The organism is Flavobacterium sp. (assembly GCF_043773265.1).
In the GTDB taxonomy this organism is placed as follows: domain Bacteria; phylum Bacteroidota; class Bacteroidia; order Flavobacteriales; family Flavobacteriaceae; genus Flavobacterium.
Genome location: NZ_JAYVFH010000077.1, coordinates 1 through 19,307 on the forward strand (window position 1 = coordinate 1; position 19,307 = coordinate 19,307).

A 19,307-nucleotide genomic window follows, 5' to 3' on the forward strand; every position below is an offset into this window, starting at 1 on the left:
CAAAGAGTTCAAATTAAAAGCTAACGTGCTGCGCAAAGTGTCCTCACTTTGAGCTAAACAATAAAAAGCAAAACCAACTTGTAAAAAAGTTGGTTTTTGTCATATAAAAATAAATTGTATATTTACATTATGTTTTTATAAATGATGTCTATCCTTTTGGAATACTCGTACCAAATCGTTTTGGAAACAGCCCCCCGATAAAACATCGAGCTCATTAGTATCAAAATTAATTATAAATTTGTCCAAACTTTTGGGTTCAGTCTATTAAGCTAGGTCTTTTTTTATTCTATTTTTTAATAATCAAATTTTTAACAACTTTTAAAATTTTGCTTTTTACTTCAATTAATATTAATCCTTCACTTATGTTTATGGGTAAATCTAATTCAATTATTTGACTTCCTTTATCTAATCTGAAAACTTTTGAAAACAACTCTTTTCCATCCACTGTTCTAAGTAAAATTGTAATTTCTTCATCAACGTTATTAAATAATTTGATGTTAACTTTTGACGAAGTTGGGTTAGGATAAATTGAAACACTATCTGATAAAATTTGATTGTTAACATCTATTACCGTTCTTCCCGAACTAATCACTATTGTATTATTAATAGATTTACTATTACAAATAACTACATCTGCAGGACTCATTATACTAGGTGTCATTTTTACTACGTAAGTACCTGATGTAGGATATGTATGTGAAAAAACAGATCCGCCATTATATACAACTGTTCCATCGCCAAAATCCCAGTATAATTTTAAAGGCGACATAGAACTAATACTACAATTCAGATTACTATTTAATACATTAAAAGTAACTACATTACCACTTGTAGTGTAGGTGTAATAAATAGTTGATAAACAACTACACCTACAATCTTCAACATTAATATTACTATAAACAACAACAGAACAACCAGAACTATTAGTATAGGTATACGAAATTGTGTTACTTCCTAGCGGCATGATGCTACTATTTAAAGAATAAACTCCACTATTTAAAGTAACTCCTGGTCCAGAAAACACACCATTTGTTGGCAATGCAGTTAGATAAGTAATTAAATTTGGTAATGATTGACTTATATTGCAAATTGTTGTTGGAAGGATAAATGAACCGCCATTTAGTTGAATTAAACTTACATTATCTACATAATAATAATTTGTAATATTTTGTATAGAACTGCAACCTTCGGGTGAAATTACTCTATCTTGAAATGAAACACCATTCAATCCTCCAATATACAAATATTGATGATTCGCTGCTGATGTTGTTTGAAAATTAAAAACTATTGTTTCCCATCCATCATTTATGTCCGAAAAAGTAAGATTTTCTAAAAAAATTCCACTAGATGATATTGGTATATTTCCATTATACAAACCTAAAATAGGTGATTGACTAAAATATGCTTGAAATTTTATTTTTAAATTGTTCTTTTCAGTTATTGAAACGTTAAATTTTAATTGATAATTTTGATTTGGCAATAAAGGAGATTTTAAAGTAGTCATTATTGGCTCACTTATTATATTTGGAAATGCTGATGGTGGATTAGAAATTGCCATACCAGCATATGCATTATTTCCTAATACTTTATCATTTTCAAAACCAAAATAGTTACATGGAATTTTTATTAAATTATTAGTAGATAAAGTATTAAAATAATCAGGAGTTTGATTATTTCCTCGACTCCAACCACAAGCACTTCCAATTTGACCTAAATTATTTGGTATAATATTATTATTTGCCTCGAAATTACCATTTAAAATTAAATCACAACTATTTAAAATAGAGCATCCTGAATAAGAATCATTAATAAAAACATAAATATATGTAATGTTTCCTTTTTGAGTTCCTGTACTATTTCTTGGAACATATCTCAATAAGTGAAGTCCAGAAACTGAAGTAGTCATTGTAACATTAGTTAATGAAGTTCCTGACCTTATAGAAAAAGATGCGGCTGTATCAAAAACATCTTCTAAACACTCAAAGTTTGTAGTTGATGGTGTATCATTTAATAAAATTCTTTTTGTAGAATCGGAAGAACTATTAATTATAATTGGAACATTAACATTTCCTATATATTTATATGTAGCGTCTGAATTTAATCCATCATTAGTTCCTGCAACAGTAATACCATTAAAAATTGATCCATAATTAATTGTGCCTAAATATGTACTAGTAGTCCCATAATTTATATTTAGAGTGTAACCTAAATCCCCAAGAGTATTCCTCTCTTCTGGTTTCAAAAATCTTTTTCTTACACCTTTACCAATTGCATCAGACATTGCAAAATAGGCATTATTAATATTTGGTGAGACACATAAATCTTCAAAATGACTTAAACTATTGGTTGGTGTAAAACAATTTGGTGTAAAAACTGGAACAGTTGATGTTCCAACATATCTAATTGCTTTTGCACAAACTGTTGTATTAGAACTACAAGGACTATTTGGTGCTGGAGCTAAACTATTACTGTTTAGTGCTGTATTAAAAACATAATTATACATATTAGTGCAAGTCGTTGATGTTGTTAGCAAGAAAACATTTGTAGGCGCAACAGTTGTACTAGTCTTTAAAAAACGATCATATCTTGAATAATAATTATAACCAACACCAAATTTTGAACTTCCGTTTGCGCTTATTAAACTGGCAAAACCTAATGCGTGTGTAACTTCGTGCAAAACAACACTATATAAATCATAGTCATTTGGAAAAGAAGTATTTGAAGTTAAATTGGTATTCCAAGTAATTGGACTTGTGGTGTCGGTAAAATTAAACGCCATAACTCCATGATAAAAAACACCCGAAGTTCCAGTTTCAATTCCATTTGAAATTAATGGAGAGGTTATGCTACTATATGAATCAAGACCAGTATGAATTGTTTTCCATGTCTCATTATCAACTACTCCACCAAAACTTACAGATGCATTATAAGGCATACTATAAAAAGAACTCGCTAATCCTAAAATACCAACCGATGAATTAGGTGATACAATAACATTATTAATATTTCTAACCCAAATATTTACTTTTTTTCCAGAAGCAGTTAAAGGAGAGTTTATAAAATTTGACAAATCGGTAAAAACTTGGCAAACCACATTTCTTCTAGCAATATGAATTAAATCTGAAACATTATCCATTCCACAACCATCTTCAAAATACAAATTGTAATAACCACATGTCATAGGCGTAGGATTTGTAGCTCTTAATAATACTCCATTAGTATCTCTAACTTCTTTACCTACAATAATATCAGAAAGTTTATAAACATTCCCATTTTGGTCAAAAATTTTTTCTAAAACACCGTTAGGTGTTAAATTATTTTCTATACCATTTGGAATGTTTTGCGAATGGAAATTCAAACCAATAAAAAACAAAAATAAACTAAAGATTTTTTTCATAATAAATGTTTTAAAGTTATATTAGGTAAACTTACAAAAAATTATATTTTGAAAATCAACTATTTAAAATAATATCTTATTATATATTAAAGACTTTATCTTAATTTTGCAACTTATAAATTTTTTTTTTTGAAAACCTACAACTCAATTTCAGACTATAAAAGTAAAGAAAAATCAATTGTTACTATTGGCACTTTTGACGGTGTTCATGTTGGACACAAACACATTTTAGAAAAACTAATTCTAAATGCCAAAGAGCATAAATGTGAAAGTTTAGTGCTTACTTTTTTTCCGCATCCCAAAATGGTTTTACAAGAAAGTTCTTCTGTAAAACTTTTAAACACAATGGACGAAAAAAATTATCTTTTAGAAAAAATTGGTGTTGATAATCTTGTTATTCATCCTTTTGACAAAGATTTTTCACGCCTTACTGCAGAAGAGTTTGTAAAAAACATTCTAGTTGATAAATTTAATATTCAAAAAATAATTATTGGATACGACCACCGTTTTGGAAGAAATAGAACCGCGAATATTAATGATTTAATTCATTTTGGTAAAAAATATAATTTTGAAGTAGAAGAAATTTCTGCTCAAGAAGTTAATGACATTGCTGTTAGTTCAACTAAAATTAGAAATGCAATTCTTGACGGAAATATTGCTTTGGCAAACAATTATTTGGGTTATAATTATTTTTTTAATGGAAAAGTTGTAAAAGGAAAACAACTTGGTAGAACTATAGGTTTTCCTACAGCAAATATTCATATAGAGGAAGATTATAAATTAATTCCAAAAAACGGAGTTTATATTGTAAACTGTTTGGTTAAAAACATATCTATAAATGGTATAATGAATATTGGAAGTAGACCAACAGTTGCTGGAAAAGGAATAACCATTGAAGTTTATTTGTTAGATTTTGAAATCGATATTTATGACCAAAACATAACAGTCAATATTTTGAATTATGTTAGAGATGAAGAAAAATTTAATTCTTTAGAAGATTTAAAAATACAACTTGAGTTGGATAAAAAATTTGCAATTGATTATTTCAATAAATTATAATTTAATAAATATAGGTGATTTCGGAATTATTTTGTTAAAATAAATGATTATACATAAAAATTTCATAAATTTGACACTAGTATTCTAACCTATTAACACTGTGTTTTATGAAATTATCAAAAGAACTTAGAAATGGCTTTTTAATTTTTTTAGGAATTGGAATTTACTTTTTATTGATGGATTTATTTGGTTTGTCAAAATATTATTTTCTAAGAATATTTAATGTTTTTATTATTATTTATGGTTTAAATATGACCTTAAAATCTAATATCAAGGAAGGCAAAACTGGTTATCTTTTTAATTTAATTTCTACAGGATTTACTGGCTTTGTTGGAATATTGCTTGGCATTATTGGTTTGGCATTATTTGTAAACTTTAAAGGTGGTGCTTCTTACTTGAACTCTCTTTCTGAAGCATTTTTATTTGGCGGAAATCCAAGTATTGCAGAATATTGTATGGGTTTATTTATAGAAGGTATTGCATCTGTACTTATTGTTGTGTTTATAAACATGCAATATTGGCGAAATAAAAATGTTTTTAAAGATTAGAGCATTCTTAATTACATTATCCAAAAAACAAATTGGTAAGACAAATTCTTTTTTACTTCAAAAGTAATTACCTATTTTTGATGCATCATTAAATATACTTATGAGCATTACAAAACACAACTGGACCAAAGACGAAATTATTGCAATTTATAATAAGCCAATGATGGATTTATTATATCAAGCAGCAACTATTCATAGAGAAACTCATGATCCAAATGTGGTTCAGGTTTCTACATTGTTATCTATAAAAACTGGTGGTTGTCCAGAAGATTGTGGTTATTGTCCGCAAGCAGCAAGATATCATACAGATATTGAAGGAAATGATTTAATGAGTGTTTCTCAAGTTAAAGCTCAAGCATTGCGAGCAAAATCTAGCGGTTCGTCTAGAGTTTGTATGGGTGCAGCTTGGCGAAACGTAAAAGATGGTCCAGAGTTTGATCAAGTTCTAGAAATGGTTCGTACCATCAATAAACTAGATATGGAAGTTTGCTGTACTCTAGGTATGATTACCGAAAATCAAGCACATCGTCTGGCCGAAGCTGGTCTTTATGCATACAATCACAATTTAGACACATCCGAAGATTATTATAAAGAAGTAATTTCAACTCGTGGGTTTGAAGACCGTTTACAAACTATAGAAAATGTTAGAAAAACTAATGTAACAGTTTGTAGTGGCGGAATTATTGGAATGGGAGAAAATATAGAAGATAGAGCAGGAATGTTAGTTGCACTTTCATCATTAAATCCGCAACCAGAATCTGTGCCAATAAACGCTTTGGTTGCCGTTGAAGGCACACCAATGGAAAATGAAAAACCAGTTGAAATTTGGGAAATGATTAGAATGGTTGCTACAACAAGAATTGTAATGCCGCAAACCCAAGTAAGATTGTCTGCTGGAAGAACAGAAATGAGTCGTGAAGGTCAAGCAATGTGTTTCTTTGCTGGAGCAAATTCTATTTTTGCTGGCGATAAATTACTTACAACGCCAAATCCAGATGTTGAAGATGATATGAAAATGTTTGAACTTTTAGGATTAAAACCTCAAAAACCTTTTGTTAAAGTTGCACAACCAGAAACAGTTGAAGCAGTAGATTCAAAATTTGAAGCATTAGGCGAAAAACCTAAATGGACAAGACCAGAACATAAAATTGAAAGAAACCTCGAAGCTTCTGGAAAAGGAAAATAAATTGAATTTTTATATAAAGAAAAAGTCTCAAACTAATTTAAGTTTGAGACTTTTTCTTTGAAATGATATTAGAATTATAAAATGATTTTTCTTGTTACAGATTGACCACTTTCTAGTGTTATTTTCACAATAAGAGTTTGCTTTCTAGCTTTTATAGTATCAAATGTTATTTCGTTTTCTAAAACATCTTTTTTAGCAGCAATTTCTCTACCTAAAATGTCATAAATCACAACCGAAGTCATTTTTTCTATACTAGATTTAAGTTTTACTTGATTTAAATTTGTTACAACAATAACACTTGCATCCAATGCATTAAAATCATCGTTAGACAATGCTGTGTTGGTATATCTCAAAACAAATCTATCATTAAAAATTCCTGTTTGAGAGGTAAAACTATAAGGAGATTGTCTTATATCATGAATGATGTTTAATAGTTTGTCTTCTAAATAAATATCTTGACTTCCTTCAAACAATCCATCAACTTTTTTAATGGCAATTTTATGATTTCCTGCAGCAACAATTTTAATTCCCAAAGGAACCAAATCGCTTGAGCTAAAAGGCAAAGGTCTTCCTTGAATAATAAACGGATTAGCATCAATCATTGAGTAAACCGCGACTTCTGTTCTTGGTACAAAGAAACAATCATAAAAATGGTCGTTGGCCAATGTAGAATTTGTAGAATATCCTAACAACATTCTATCGGTTTGACCAGAAGTTGTGTTTAGAATATCTAACCAAATTCTATGTTTTTCTTCATTAAGTGTTGTTGCTGTATTTGTATTAGAACTTCTAAAAAATCCTGAATTATTATAAGGAGTTAAAGTAACATCAACGGTTCTCATACTATTGGTAAATGTAAGTGGCGTTTCAAAAACACCTGGAGATGCTAAAGTTCCAGTAGATTCTAACATATTTACCATAAAACCTTGACCAGAAGCTATTCTACCGTTAAATGTAGTATCTGTTGCACCCAATTTATTATATTTAACATAATCACTAGAATAATAATTACTTTGAAAATCATAATAAAATGGATCAGTTGCATTTGTTGGAGATTGACCATGTGTCCAAACCCAAACACTGCCTGCAATTTTACTTGTATTTAAATTTAATAACTCTTCTGCAAAAATTGCTGATGGATATGGATTACCAATTAAATTCCAATTATCATCTATCGAACCAACATTAACACCTCTACTTATAGTAATATCAAACTGACCATTGTTAGGTTTTCCTGCAAACTGCGTTGTTAATAATGCTGGTACTGCTGGTCTAATTGGTGATGATGTTGGCACTCTAACAATATATCCTTTTCCTTTGTCCATTGTGCTTGCTGCTGTGTTCCAGTTTCCAAAGCTTCCGTTGGCATTTGCAAAAGTTGGATTCCAGAAATATCGTGGACCATTTAAAATATTCAATACACTATATAAATCTACAGGTGAAGACCAATATACATAATCATCTTTATTTACTGAGGCAATTCTTTCTACTTTAAATCTAGGAGTTGTAACATCGCCATAACTTCCAATATTAGAATCAACTTCTTCATCTTGAATAAACTGACCATTATTTAAAATATTTAATTCACCATTAAACGTAAGTTTGTTGTTTACTCTAATATAATCTGTATTAGATATAGTAACAATTTTATTGGTTTTGATTTCTAAATCTCTTTTTGCAATTAAATTATTACTTAAAAATGTATTAAAGTCATTGTCTAAAACTACATTATAAAATTCTTCAGTGCTAGAGTGAACATTATTATTAATAACTTGTGTTGTGCTTCCAATAAATTTTACAGTTCCAACTCCTTCATCAAAAGCAGTTATTCCTAGAGAATTATTCCAATTTCCTAATATAGAAATTTCTTCTGTACTTGTTGCATTTCCATCACCCATATCAAGATTTCCAGTAGTATCAATTAAGAGATTTCCGTATACTTCAAGTTTATTAGCAACAGCAGCAGTACTTTGAAGAAAAACCGTTCTGCCAGATAATGTTAAATTTTTACATTTTGCAACATCAAGAAAACCATCAGATAATAAAGCATTTGCATCTATAACAGCATTATTTGTTGCTGTTGAATAAATTGCTACATCTGTCAATTCATCTGGAACAGTTAGTAATGCCCAATTGTTGCAATCAAACCAGTTTGTACTTAAAGCTCCAGTCCATCTGTTAAAAGGATCAGAAGCATTAATTAAAAAAGGTGAAACTGCTGGACAAACGCCAAGTGTAGAAACCCAATTGGTATTAAAATTTAATATTGAACCTAATAAATAAGGTCTGTTGCCAGTTGTATATGTAGTTGAAGAAACATTATAACTTACTTCATATGCTGCAGGAACAGCGTTTGCTTGAATTGAAGCACATAATAATTGAGGATGTTTTCTAGATCTTCTAAAATTGTTTGACCCTACTAAAATTCCTGATAAATCATCGGATAAATCATACCATAATGCTCCATCTTGAACACCAGATAGTATTGTTCCATCAAATGTTGAACCAGTAGCAGAGTAAATAAAACTCCCTTGCATTAAAAACATTGCATCTGGTGAAGAACTAGAAACGTTTACAGAATTATGACTTATTAACGGAGAACCATCTGCGCTTTTTCCAACAACTGTAAAACTAGTAAATGATACTGCTGGTGCTGGAGAAATTGCCGAAATAGTTGTTGCTGTTCCGCCACCATCTGCGACAATACAAAAAATAGAACCTGCAGGAATTACCGTTAAACCTGTATAAGTAAATTCAAGATAAGGCACATTTCCTGTAGGAAGAACATCAGTTCTACATTCAAACCATTTATCTGTTCTAATATTTGAAGCTGGATTTCCACCAGTTTCATAAGTTGCATTTGACCAAATAAACTTTGTTTGTGGGTTTATATCAACTAATGATAATAATCTAATTGCATCATCGGCGCTTCCAAAAGTATTATCATAAGCAATAAGCAATAAATCGCCAGTTTTTAAAACTGTTGGCACTACATTAATTGGTGTTACACTAACTTCTACTCCAGTACTCCATTCACATCCATTTCTAACAAATATTTCAAAGTAATAAGTTGTACCATTTGTTAAACCTGTAACATTAACAAGATTTCCACTAGAATAATATACTGGTTGATTGAATGCTGTAAACACTGAACTTGCTGTATATGCAGTTGGAGTTGTGCAACCTGTTGGTACAAAAGAAATTCCAGCTGCAGAAGTTGGAACAACTAATATCTGATCATAACATGAAGCAGTTGGATTTGCCCAAGTTAATGATGCCGAACTGTTTCCTGGTGATGCTGATGCTGCTGTAACATTAGGCAAAGTAATTATTTGTGTAGTAGTAGTTGCTGTCGAATATATTGAAGGTGATGCTCCATTATTTTTATAGGCAAGCAAAGCAAATGTATAAGGCAAACCTTGTGTTAAACCAGTTACTGTTACAGAAGTTCCTGTTCCAATGTATAGAACTCTTGAAAAAATAGCTGTTCCACCAAATTGTGGTGCTATCGCATAATTTAAATTAAAAGTTTGTGAAGAAGCAATTAACGAGTTTACCGAATGTGGTGTTGCGCTTTCTCTAACCACCAATAAATATCCATCAAAACTACCTGATAATGGTGGCGACCAACTTAAAGATTGAGTTGTATTAGTAGTACAACCTTTAATGAAATTTTGTGGAACAAGTGGCGCAGAAGCTGTAAAAGTTTGTGTTCCTCCAGCAGTTGTAGTTCCAGATTTTGTACCAGTAGTAAATGTTAAATTGGCTGTTGTAATTGCTGATAAAGAAATTGTGTTTCCTAGAGTTGCAGTAGCAGCTACATCAGTAGTAATAAAAATATAACCAGTTGTGGCTAAAGTAATAACTTGTGATGTAAACGCAGGAAATGTTTTTGCTCCAGCTACACCAGGATTTGTAAATGTGCTTAATGTAACATCAGTAACATCTAAAATAGCATCTGCTGAATATCTTACTTTTAAATTAGTAATATCGGTAGCTAAATATGTTCCGTTTGTAGTACAATTTATTCCTGTCAATGTTGCATTAGCATTAATTACACTTAATTGAAATTTATGCAAAACATGGTTTAAAGTGTTTTGAGGAACATTGGCAGCGGTAACTTGAGTTCCGTTATTGGCTAGAGTAATGTCTGGTGTTGGTGAAGCGGTGGTAAAGTTTCCTGTTAGCTCAACAAGATTGTAGCAATGAGTAGCAAGAGTAAATTCGTAAACTGCAAAATGATACGTTGTTCCACCAGTTAATCCAGTTAAATTTACCGAAACTGGCGAAGCATTTCCATCGTAAACCACAAAATTTCCGGTACCAATTTGAGAACCAGAACCAAAAACTGTACTTGGAGTATACGTTGTGCCACTTGATGGATCGGCATTAACTGCACTTCCGGCACGCGCTACTACTAAAACACTAGTACCATTTCCTCTTGTTGCACCAATTGTTGCAGTTGTAGTTAGTATTGAAGAACTAACTGGTAAAGTTGCTTGTGTTGTTGGTGAAACACAAGGAGAATATGCAAGCCAACTTATATCATCAATTTTTATTTGAGCTCCAGAAGTTCTTAGTTCTAAAACAACAGCTCCGCCAATATTAATTGGCTGTGAATAATTAACAACAACATCCGAAGTTGTAGAAACAGTAATTGTTGAACCAATTTGAACTCCATTAACCCAAACCTGAATACTTCTTGCAGTTGTACCTGTAAAAGCTCTTACATAGTTAAATGACAAAACACCCATTCCGCCAGTATAAGATGGAGAAGTTACTGTTCCTGAGCCATTTGTGCAAATTGCTTTACCAGTTAAAGTTTGATCAGTTCTTGAAAGTGTAGAATTCCAAACTACAGCATCAGTTCCTGTCCAAGTTCTAGATAAATAATTTCCTGGAGTTCCAGTAGGTAAATTTGTAAAATCTTCAACTCCTTGACCAAACGAGAAAAACCCACACAACAACATTAAAAAAAGTACCTTTATTTTCATAGCAAAATGAATTTTTTATTTAAGCATCATTTGTCGCAACTAAATTAGTTCTTATTTGCTTAATTTCAATACTTTTGTTTTATTAAATTATTAACAAATCATCATTAAAAATAGTGTTTTGAGTTCGAAATCAGTTAGTTCTGTTGAAATAGTTATACAAAAGCTCGAATATTATTGTTCTTATCAGGAACGATGCCATGTTGAAGTGCAAGAAAAACTATACGGGTTTGACATATCAACCTACGATAAACAAGCGGTTTTGGTTCATTTAATTGAAAATAATTTTCTCAACGAAGAACGATTTGCATTACTTTTTTCAATAAGTAAATTTCATCAAAAAAAATGGGGTAAAATTCGTATAAAAAATGAACTAAAAGCGAGGAGAATTTCTGATTTTTTAATTTCAAAAGCTATTAAAGAAATTCCAATTAATGAATATTCATTGACATTTGAATCTATTTCTGAAAAACATTGGGAAACAATTACAGAAAAAAACACACAGAAAAAACGTAAAAAGTTTTGTGATTATTTACTTCGTAAAGGTTGGGAAAGCGAACTTGTTTATTCTAAACTTAAAGAACTTGAGAAATTGTGAATAAAAATTTGAGTATTGAATTTTGAATATTCAACTTGGAACTTGGAATTTTGAAATTACTCTTTGCATAACAAAACACTAACCGCATTACCACCAAAACCAACAGCATTTATTAATACTTTATTTATTTGTTTTCTTATAGTTTGTTTTTCTGCAAAAGGAACTTCAATAAATTGATTATGTTGCATCATCAAAATTGCCATTTCAATATTTAACATTCCTGATGCTCCAAATGTGTGACCAACTTTCCATTTATTTGTAGTGAGCATTGGTATTTGTGCTTGTGCTGAGCTTGTCGAAGTGCCAAAAACTTTTATTATAGCTTTATATTCAGATGAATCGCCTTTTAAAGTTCCTGGCGCATGCATTACAATTGCATCAACATCAGATAAATTAGTGTTTTGCAAAGCCATTTTCATAGATTTTTGAAAACAATTTGCTTCTTCAGAAATAGATATGTTATGTTCAATATCATCGGTTGCATAGCCAATTCCTTCTATGTATGCCAATGCATTTTTATTTTCTCCAATTTCTAAACAAGCAACAGCTGCTGCTTCGCCAAGAACCATTGTGTTTTTGGTTTTGGTTAAATCGAAAGCACGACAAGGATATGCTTCGACAAACTCAGCATGACACTCGTATACATTATTGTTTATTGATTTACTATTGTCACACTGAGCTTGTCGAAGCGCTTTACTATAAATCTTTAATGCATTGATTTGAGCAATGGTGAAATCGGTTAATGGTGCTTCGCTTCCGCCAACTAAAAATTTATTTGCCATTCCAGATTGCAACCATGCAACTGCATTTAAAACGGCATGTAAAGCTGTAGAACATGTTATAGAATGTGAAATTTCTGGTCCGTTATTTTTTAAATCGTGTGCGACCCAAGACGAAATGTTGCCCAAGGTTGTTGTTGGCGATGTAAGTGTTGCGGTTTTGCCAGTTTCTAGAAATTCTTTGTGGTGTTTTTCGAACAATTGAGTTGCTCCACGAGACGAACCAATATTTATTCCGAAGTTATCGCCAGTTTTCCAACCTGCATTTTTTATGGCTTGACGAGAAACTAAAATTGACAATAAAACTGTTTCGTCTAAAGCTTTGTACTTGATTTCTGATTTTCTTAAAACTTCAATTTCACTTCTAATTTCTGATGGAATTTCTGCAACAAATTGGTTTTTTCCACTGAATTCTTTGGTTGAAATCAATGTTTTATTTGAAAGATAATTCTGCCAAATAGCATCAGGATTGTTTCCTAATGGTGAAATTGATGCTAATGATGTTATGGCGATTTTTTGTTTCATAATTTACCGCAAAGTTCGCAAAGTTTAATGCAAAGTTTGCTATGATTTTATTTTTTTATGGAAATTGATTTTAAAAAATCTGACACGAATTTTATCTGGCTTTTGCAGATAGTTCAAATGATTTGTTGTTTAGCCCTGACGCTGGAATTGTTTGAGCTCTTGGCATTTTTTTCTTTAAAAAATGGCAAAGCGAGTTCCTGCGGCAGGAAAATGGATTGCTGATAAAGCCCAAGCGATTCGCTACAAAATTAAACTATTTCTAATGCATTTTCGATTGTTTGATACACTTTTTGCAATTGATCATCTTTAATAATATAAGGTGGTAAAACGTAAATAATATTCCCAACAGGTCGAAGTATAACTCCATTTTCAATGAAAAACTTGTATAGTTTATTTCTTAAATTCCCATAATAACTTTCGTTGGTTTCAGTTTTAATTTCTAATGCAAAAATTACTCCGAGAACACGTGTGGTTTTAACTTTTGGATGGTTTTTTATTTTGTTTTCAAAAGCCAAATGATGCTTGTTTATTCTTTGAATATTATTTTGCATTTCATCTGTTTGCAATAATTTTAAACTAGCCAAAGCTGCTGCGCAACCTGTAGGATTTGCAGTAAAAGTGTGTCCGTGAAACAAAGCTTTATTGGTATCATCATCATAAAATCCATCAAAGATTTCTTGTGTAAAAGTGGTAATCGCCATCGGAATTGTTCCTCCAGTTAATGCTTTTGACAAACACATCATATCTGGTTTTTCAACTAGATAATCAGAAGCAAATGTTTTTCCTGTTTTACCAAAACCTGTCATTACTTCATCGGCAATTGTAAAAACGTTGTTTTGTTGGCAAATTGCAATTAATTTGTCTAAAATTTCGGGTTGATACATTACCATTCCTGCAGCACCAAGAATTAATGGTTCAAAAATAAACGCTGCAAAATCATTGGTTGTGACTAAGTTTTTTAATATTTCAAAACATTTTTCTTCGTTACCAATTGTTGGTACTGGAATTCGAACAACTTCTAATAATGAACCATTAAAAGCTTCTGTAAAAAATGATATTCCGCTTGCTGCCATTGCTCCAAAAGTATCACCATGAAACGCATTTTCAAAAGCAATAATTTTAGTTTTTTTAATTCCTTTATTATAATTGTATTGTAAAGCTACTTTTATAGCAACTTCTACAGCAGTCGAACCATTATCTGAATAAAAAATTTTATTTTGATTTGAAGGTAGAATATCCATCAGTTTTTCAGATAATTCTACTGCTTTATTGTGTGTAAATCCACCAAATAAAACGTGTTCAAGAGTGGTAAGTTGCTCATAAATAGCATCAGCAATAAACTTGTTGGAATGTCCATAAGGATTTACCCACCACGAAGCAATGGCATCAATGTATTCTTTACCGTTTTCGTCCCACAGTAATGCATCTTTTCCTTTTACAATTGCAGGAAAATCTTGTGCCGTTTTGTGTTGCGTGTACGGATGCCAATTGTGTTTTTTATCTCTTTGTGAAAGGTTCATTTTTTTAAGAATATAGAAAAAAGAGAATAGAATAAAGACTAAACGCTATATTTTTGACAAAGATAAGAAAGTCTATGTTCATTAATCTATATTCTATTCTCTTATAAATTTAAAAGATTTTCACGAAATTTATCGGCATAATATTTTATTACATTTTGGTCGAAATATGGTTCGTTGTCTATTCGTCCAATAAATTTGGCTTTTGTTTTATTGAGAATTATTTCTTCGGTAGCTTTGTTTTCATCGCCTGAAAAAATAATTCCTGCTACTTCAATTTTTCTGGATTTTAATGCTTCAAAAGTTAATAAAGTATGATTGATGCTTCCTAAATAATGACGCGAAACAATAATTACTTTGTAATCATCTTTTATTAAATCGATGACAGAATCTGTTTCGTTTAACGGAACTAAAATTCCGCCTGCACCTTCAATTACAAGATGGTTTTTAGTTATCGGTTCGATGATTTGTTTTAAATCGATTGTGAATCCGTCAATTTTTGCGGCTAAATGCGGACTTGCTGGTGTGTTTAGTTTGTAGCTGTTTTCATGAATTACGGTCCTTCGGCTTCGCTCAGGATGACAATCATTAGAAATATAGCGTTGGATTTTAAGACTGTCTGAATTGTCTAAATCTCCTGCTTGAATTGGTTTCCAATAGTCAGCTTCGAGTGCTTGTGTTATTATTGCTGATGTTATAGTTTTGCCTACATCGGTTCCGATTCCTGTGATGAATAGTTTCATTGTTTTTATTTAACTGTAAAGTTCGTGTTTTTTTGGAACAAGGATTTGAGAAATTAGAGAAATCTAAAAAATTAAGTTGCTTAACAATTGTAATACTTCAGATATTTCTTTTTCAGAATTATAATTATGTAAACAAAAACGCAATCGTTCTTGACCTTCTGGAACTGTTGGCGAAAGTATTGGTTTTACATCAAATCCGTTTTCTTGTAATTTATTAGCAATTGATTTTACCTTCTCGTTTCCAGGAATTATGGCGCATTGAATTGGCGATTTACTGTAAACAAATAATGGTTTTAAACCCAATTGCATTTTTTCTTGATTAAAGAATAGAATGTTATTTTTTAGATTTTGAATGGCTTCTTTTTCGAATTTTAAATGCTGATAAGCGACTAAAATTGTTGCAACCGAATGTGGAGAAAGCGCTGTTGTATAAATAAAACTTCGTGCAAAATTTACTAAATAGTTTTTTAATTCTTGGCTTCCTAAAATCACTGCGCCGTGACAACCTAATCCTTTTCCGAAAGTGACTATTCGAGCAAAAACTTTATCTTGTAATCGTAAGCTTTGGATTATTCCTTCGCCTTGATTGCCAAAAACTCCAATAGCATGTGCTTCATCAACCACTAAATTGCAATTGTATTTTTCGCAGATATTTGTTAATTCTTCAAGATTTGGTGTGTCTCCGTCCATTGAGAAAACGGATTCGGTAACTATAAAAATTTCATTTGAAAGGACTTCGACAAGCTCAGTCTGACAATTATTTATTTGAATTGACTTTTGTTTTAAAATTAATTTTTCTAATTCATCAAAGTCATTATGTTGAAACTTGTAAGCTTTGGCATTGCTCATTTGGATTCCATCGCGGATTGAGGCGTGACATAATTCGTCGTAAAGAATAATATCGTTGCGTTGTGGTAAAGAACTGAAAAACCCAACATTGGCATCGTATCCTGAATTGAAAATTAGAGCTGATTCCGATTGATGAAAATTAGCTATAATTTGTTCGGTTTCATGATATAAAATATGATTTCCAGAGAGTAACCGTGAACCTGTTGCTCCGTTTATTTTTATATTTTTATCTAATAAAAGTTGATGTGTTTTGTCAAAAATGGATTCTGATTTTGAAAACCCTAAATAATCGTTTGATGCAAAATCGATTAAATTATTGGGAATAGATAATTTTCGTAAGGCATTGTTTTGCTTACGAAAGTCAAGTTTGGATTTTAGATTTTTTGGGAAAGGTTTCATAATTTACAAATGTAGAAAATCTAAAAGAAATAAATATTTTTAAAAAATTATTGTTTTTTAATGTTTTATTATTGTTTTACAATAATTTTTATATATTTGTCAAGAATTTAAAATTATAAAACATGAGAAAATTGAACATTTTAAAAACAGTATTAGATTTATTTTGGTTTTTTACACTTATTGGAGTAATCGGATTTATTATTTTTATTCCGTTTTATTTATTTAGTTCTGATTTGGACATTCCTATTAAGATAAAAGGACAAGAAATTATGTCTAATAGTGTTCTTTCAAAAATAACTGTTTTTGTATATTTTATTAGCGGATTAATGTTTTTTTACAGTATTTATTTGTTAAGAAAAGTAGTTGGCCTATTTCAAAAAAGGGAAATTTTTAATGATGAAGTTATTAGATTATTTAATTTAATTGGAAAGCTAATTATTACTTCTTCAATCATTAGTACAGTATCTTTATATATTTACAATGCAGTTGAAAGAAATCACATAGGTTTATCTATAGATTTTGGTAATTATGATTCTTTTCTTGTTTCAATTAGCTTAGGATTATTATTTATGGTAATAAGTGAAATTTTTAAAATTGCAAAAAACCTGAAAGAGGAAAGTGAATTAACAATATAGAACTATGCCAATAATCATAAATTTGGATGTAATGCTTGCCAAAAGAAAAATGAGATCTAATGAATTGGCAGATAAAATTGGTATAACTACCGCTAACCTTTCTATTTTAAAAACAGGAAAAGCAAAGGCAATTCGACTTTCAACTTTAGAATTAATTTGTGATATTTTAGAATGTCAGCCAGCAGATATTATGGAATATGTAAAAGAATAAGTTTTCGTTTACAGATACAATATAAAATAAACTTGAAAAGCCACTCTGTCCTTCGGACATTTCTTCAAAGGTGAGAAATAAAAAAGCCAAACAACAATGCTTGGCTTTTTATTCTGAATTAATTTCAGAATCTATTTTAACTTGTCTTAATCTGCTAAAACAATTATTTTATTGTCTTTCATTTCAATAGTTCCAGATTCGATATCAAGAGTATAGTTTTGGTCGTTTATTTTAGTAAATTTTCCAACTACTTCTTTGTCAAATTTAAAACTTGTGGCAGTAATTTTTACCGTTCCTTGTTTCAATATAGAAACTATTGGTGCGTGATTATTCAACATTTGAAAAGAACCATTTACACCTGGTAAAGAAACCGAAGTTACTTCGCCTTTAAATAATGTAGCTTCTGGTGATACTATTTCTAAAATCATATTTATTTAGTGTTCAGTGTTCAGTGCTCAGTGCTCAGACTGAATACTGAACACTGAACACTGATAACTATTTTTATGCTTCTGCCAACATTTTTTGTCCAGCTTCAATAGCGTCTTCAATTGTTCCTTTAAGGTTGAAAGCTGCTTCTGGCAAGTGGTCTAATTCTCCATCAATAATCATGTTGAATCCTTTGATAGTATCTTTAATATCAACCAATACTCCAGGAATACCTGTAAATTGCTCTGCAACATGGAATGGTTGTGACAAGAATCTTTGAACTCTACGTGCTCTTGATACTGATAATTTATCTTCCTCAGACAATTCTTCCATTCCAAGAATTGCAATGATATCTTGAAGTTGTTTGTATTTTTGAAGTATTTCTTTTACTCTTTGAGCACAATCATAATGTTCTGCACCTAAAATTTGTGGTGTTAAAATTCTAGAAGTCGAATCTAATGGATCAACTGCTGGATAAATACCTAACTCTGCAATTTTACGAGACAATACTGTTGTTGCATCTAAGTGAGCAAAAGTTGTTGCTGGAGCTGGATCTGTTAAATCATCAGCAGGAACGTAAACCGCTTGAACTGATGTAATAGAACCTTTTTTGGTAGATGTAATTCTTTCTTGCATTGCACCCATCTCTGTAGCCAAAGTTGGTTGGTAACCTACTGCAGATGGCATACGACCTAAAAGTGCCGAAACCTCTGATCCTGCTTGTGTAAAACGAAAAATATTATCAACGAAGAAAAGTACGTCTTTACCTTGATCTGTTCCTGCACCATCACGGAAATATTCTGCAATAGAAAGTCCAGATAAAGCAACACGTGCTCTTGCTCCTGGTGGTTCATTCATTTGTCCGAAAACGAAAGTTGCTTTGGATTCTCTCATTCCTTTCATATCAACTTTAGACAAATCCCATCCGCCTTCTTCCATTGAGTGCATGAATGCGTCGCCATACTTGATAATTCCTGACTCTAACATTTCACGAAGTAAGTCATTTCCTTCACGTGTTCTCTCTCCTACTCCTGCGAATACCGAAAGTCCACCATGACCTTTAGCTATATTATTAATCAATTCTTGAATCAAAACTGTTTTACCAACACCAGCACCACCAAACAATCCAATTTTTCCACCTTTAGAATAAGGTTCAATTAAATCGATTACTTTAATACCTGTAAATAATACTTCTGATGAAGTTGATAAATCTTCGAATCTTGGAGCTGGACGGTGAATTGACATTCCGTTTTCGCCGTCTTTTGGTAATTCTCCTAAACCGTCAATTGCATCGCCAATTACGTTGAACAAACGTCCGTAAACATCTGCACCAATTGGCATTTTGATTGGGTTTCCTGTTCCAACCACTTCATAACCTCTGCTCAAACCGTCAGTTGAATCCATTGAGATGGTACGAACGGTGTTTTCACCAATGTGAGATTGT

At 31.1% G+C, this 19,307-nt stretch carries 14 protein-coding genes; 6 read left to right on the forward strand and 8 right to left on the reverse strand.

The genetic code is table 11. From position 1 onward, the window contains the following. Positions 1 to 286 precede the first annotated feature (286 nt). Positions 287 to 3,397, reverse strand: a complete 3,111-nt coding sequence (locus ACH2BO_RS04170; RefSeq protein WP_395043498.1) for a PKD domain-containing protein — start codon at positions 3,395 to 3,397, stop codon at positions 287 to 289. 129 nt (positions 3,398 to 3,526) lie between these two features. On the opposite strand from ACH2BO_RS04170, the gene ACH2BO_RS04175 reads away from it, so the two are divergent. The 3 genes from ACH2BO_RS04175 to bioB all read left to right on the forward strand — a co-directional run bounded on the left by ACH2BO_RS04175 (position 3,527) and on the right by bioB (position 6,190). Next, positions 3,527 to 4,456: a bifunctional riboflavin kinase/FAD synthetase gene (locus ACH2BO_RS04175; RefSeq protein ID WP_395043499.1), complete on the forward strand. Its 930-nt coding sequence runs from the start codon at positions 3,527 to 3,529 to the stop codon at positions 4,454 to 4,456. Positions 4,457 to 4,563: 107 nt separating this feature from the next. Next, positions 4,564 to 5,004 (forward strand): hypothetical protein, encoded by a 441-nt coding sequence (locus ACH2BO_RS04180; RefSeq protein WP_395043500.1) that lies wholly within the window; start codon positions 4,564 to 4,566, stop codon positions 5,002 to 5,004. A 100-nt stretch (positions 5,005 to 5,104) separates the two neighbouring features. Next, positions 5,105 to 6,190: a biotin synthase BioB gene (bioB, locus tag ACH2BO_RS04185; RefSeq protein WP_395043501.1), complete on the forward strand. Its 1,086-nt coding sequence runs from the start codon at positions 5,105 to 5,107 to the stop codon at positions 6,188 to 6,190. 74 nt (positions 6,191 to 6,264) lie between these two features. Here bioB and ACH2BO_RS04190 read toward each other — a convergent pair whose 3' ends face one another. Beyond that, on the reverse strand, positions 6,265 to 11,184 hold the full coding sequence (locus ACH2BO_RS04190; RefSeq protein ID WP_395043502.1) for a fibronectin type III domain-containing protein: 4,920 nt from the start codon (positions 11,182 to 11,184) through the stop codon (positions 6,265 to 6,267). A 118-nt stretch (positions 11,185 to 11,302) separates the two neighbouring features. Between ACH2BO_RS04190 and ACH2BO_RS04195 the strand changes: the two genes are divergently transcribed. Next, a complete protein-coding gene (locus ACH2BO_RS04195) occupies positions 11,303 to 11,779 on the forward strand; it encodes a regulatory protein RecX (RefSeq protein ID WP_395043503.1) in 477 nt (158 codons plus the stop codon). 56 nt (positions 11,780 to 11,835) lie between these two features. Here ACH2BO_RS04195 and ACH2BO_RS04200 read toward each other — a convergent pair whose 3' ends face one another. The 4 genes from ACH2BO_RS04200 to ACH2BO_RS04215 form a co-directional block, all read right to left on the reverse strand. Further along, positions 11,836 to 13,083 (reverse strand): beta-ketoacyl synthase N-terminal-like domain-containing protein, encoded by a 1,248-nt coding sequence (locus tag ACH2BO_RS04200; RefSeq protein WP_395043504.1) that lies wholly within the window; start codon positions 13,081 to 13,083, stop codon positions 11,836 to 11,838. A 248-nt stretch (positions 13,084 to 13,331) separates the two neighbouring features. Then, positions 13,332 to 14,603 (reverse strand): adenosylmethionine--8-amino-7-oxononanoate transaminase, encoded by a 1,272-nt coding sequence (gene bioA, locus ACH2BO_RS04205; protein WP_395043505.1) that lies wholly within the window; start codon positions 14,601 to 14,603, stop codon positions 13,332 to 13,334. 101 nt (positions 14,604 to 14,704) lie between these two features. Then, positions 14,705 to 15,343 carry a dethiobiotin synthase gene (gene bioD, locus ACH2BO_RS04210; RefSeq protein ID WP_395043506.1) on the reverse strand — a complete coding sequence of 213 codons (639 nt, stop codon included), beginning with the start codon at positions 15,341 to 15,343 and terminating at the stop codon, positions 14,705 to 14,707. A 63-nt stretch (positions 15,344 to 15,406) separates the two neighbouring features. Next, on the reverse strand, positions 15,407 to 16,591 hold the full coding sequence (locus ACH2BO_RS04215) for an aminotransferase class I/II-fold pyridoxal phosphate-dependent enzyme (RefSeq protein WP_395043507.1): 1,185 nt from the start codon (positions 16,589 to 16,591) through the stop codon (positions 15,407 to 15,409). A gap of 122 nt (positions 16,592 to 16,713) precedes the next feature. Here ACH2BO_RS04215 and ACH2BO_RS04220 point away from each other — a divergent pair, with 122 nt between their 5' ends. Beyond that, positions 16,714 to 17,226 carry a DUF2975 domain-containing protein gene (locus ACH2BO_RS04220; RefSeq protein WP_395043508.1) on the forward strand — a complete coding sequence of 171 codons (513 nt, stop codon included), beginning with the start codon at positions 16,714 to 16,716 and terminating at the stop codon, positions 17,224 to 17,226. A gap of 4 nt (positions 17,227 to 17,230) precedes the next feature. Continuing rightward, positions 17,231 to 17,437 carry a helix-turn-helix domain-containing protein gene (locus ACH2BO_RS04225; RefSeq protein WP_395043509.1) on the forward strand — a complete coding sequence of 69 codons (207 nt, stop codon included), beginning with the start codon at positions 17,231 to 17,233 and terminating at the stop codon, positions 17,435 to 17,437. A 146-nt stretch (positions 17,438 to 17,583) separates the two neighbouring features. On the opposite strand, the gene ACH2BO_RS04230 is transcribed toward ACH2BO_RS04225, so the two are convergent. Together ACH2BO_RS04230 and atpD are read right to left on the reverse strand one after the other, a co-directional pair. Then, positions 17,584 to 17,865: a F0F1 ATP synthase subunit epsilon gene (locus ACH2BO_RS04230; RefSeq protein WP_395043510.1), complete on the reverse strand. Its 282-nt coding sequence runs from the start codon at positions 17,863 to 17,865 to the stop codon at positions 17,584 to 17,586. A gap of 73 nt (positions 17,866 to 17,938) precedes the next feature. Further along, positions 17,939 to 19,307, reverse strand: a 1,369-nt coding sequence (atpD, locus tag ACH2BO_RS04235; RefSeq protein WP_395043511.1) for a F0F1 ATP synthase subunit beta, incomplete at its 5' end; no start/stop codon positions are given.

What these genes read in the sequence shown, in the direction of transcription:
- ACH2BO_RS04170 (WP_395043498.1), bottom strand. Translation starts at nt 3,397, where the DNA reads ATGAAAAAAATCTTTAGTTTATTTTTGTTTTTTATTGGTTTGAATTTC.
- ACH2BO_RS04180 (WP_395043500.1), top strand. Translation starts at nt 4,564, where the DNA reads ATGAAATTATCAAAAGAACTTAGAAATGGCTTTTTAATTTTTTTAGGA.
- bioB (WP_395043501.1), top strand. Translation starts at nt 5,105, where the DNA reads ATGAGCATTACAAAACACAACTGGACCAAAGACGAAATTATTGCAATT.
- ACH2BO_RS04190 (WP_395043502.1), bottom strand. Translation starts at nt 11,184, where the DNA reads ATGAAAATAAAGGTACTTTTTTTAATGTTGTTGTGTGGGTTTTTCTCG.
- ACH2BO_RS04200 (WP_395043504.1), bottom strand. Translation starts at nt 13,083, where the DNA reads ATGAAACAAAAAATCGCCATAACATCATTAGCATCAATTTCACCATTA.
- bioA (WP_395043505.1), bottom strand. Translation starts at nt 14,603, where the DNA reads ATGAACCTTTCACAAAGAGATAAAAAACACAATTGGCATCCGTACACG.
- bioD (WP_395043506.1), bottom strand. Translation starts at nt 15,343, where the DNA reads ATGAAACTATTCATCACAGGAATCGGAACCGATGTAGGCAAAACTATA.
- ACH2BO_RS04215 (WP_395043507.1), bottom strand. Translation starts at nt 16,591, where the DNA reads ATGAAACCTTTCCCAAAAAATCTAAAATCCAAACTTGACTTTCGTAAG.
- ACH2BO_RS04220 (WP_395043508.1), top strand. Translation starts at nt 16,714, where the DNA reads ATGAGAAAATTGAACATTTTAAAAACAGTATTAGATTTATTTTGGTTT.
- ACH2BO_RS04225 (WP_395043509.1), top strand. Translation starts at nt 17,231, where the DNA reads ATGCCAATAATCATAAATTTGGATGTAATGCTTGCCAAAAGAAAAATG.
- ACH2BO_RS04230 (WP_395043510.1), bottom strand. Translation starts at nt 17,865, where the DNA reads ATGATTTTAGAAATAGTATCACCAGAAGCTACATTATTTAAAGGCGAA.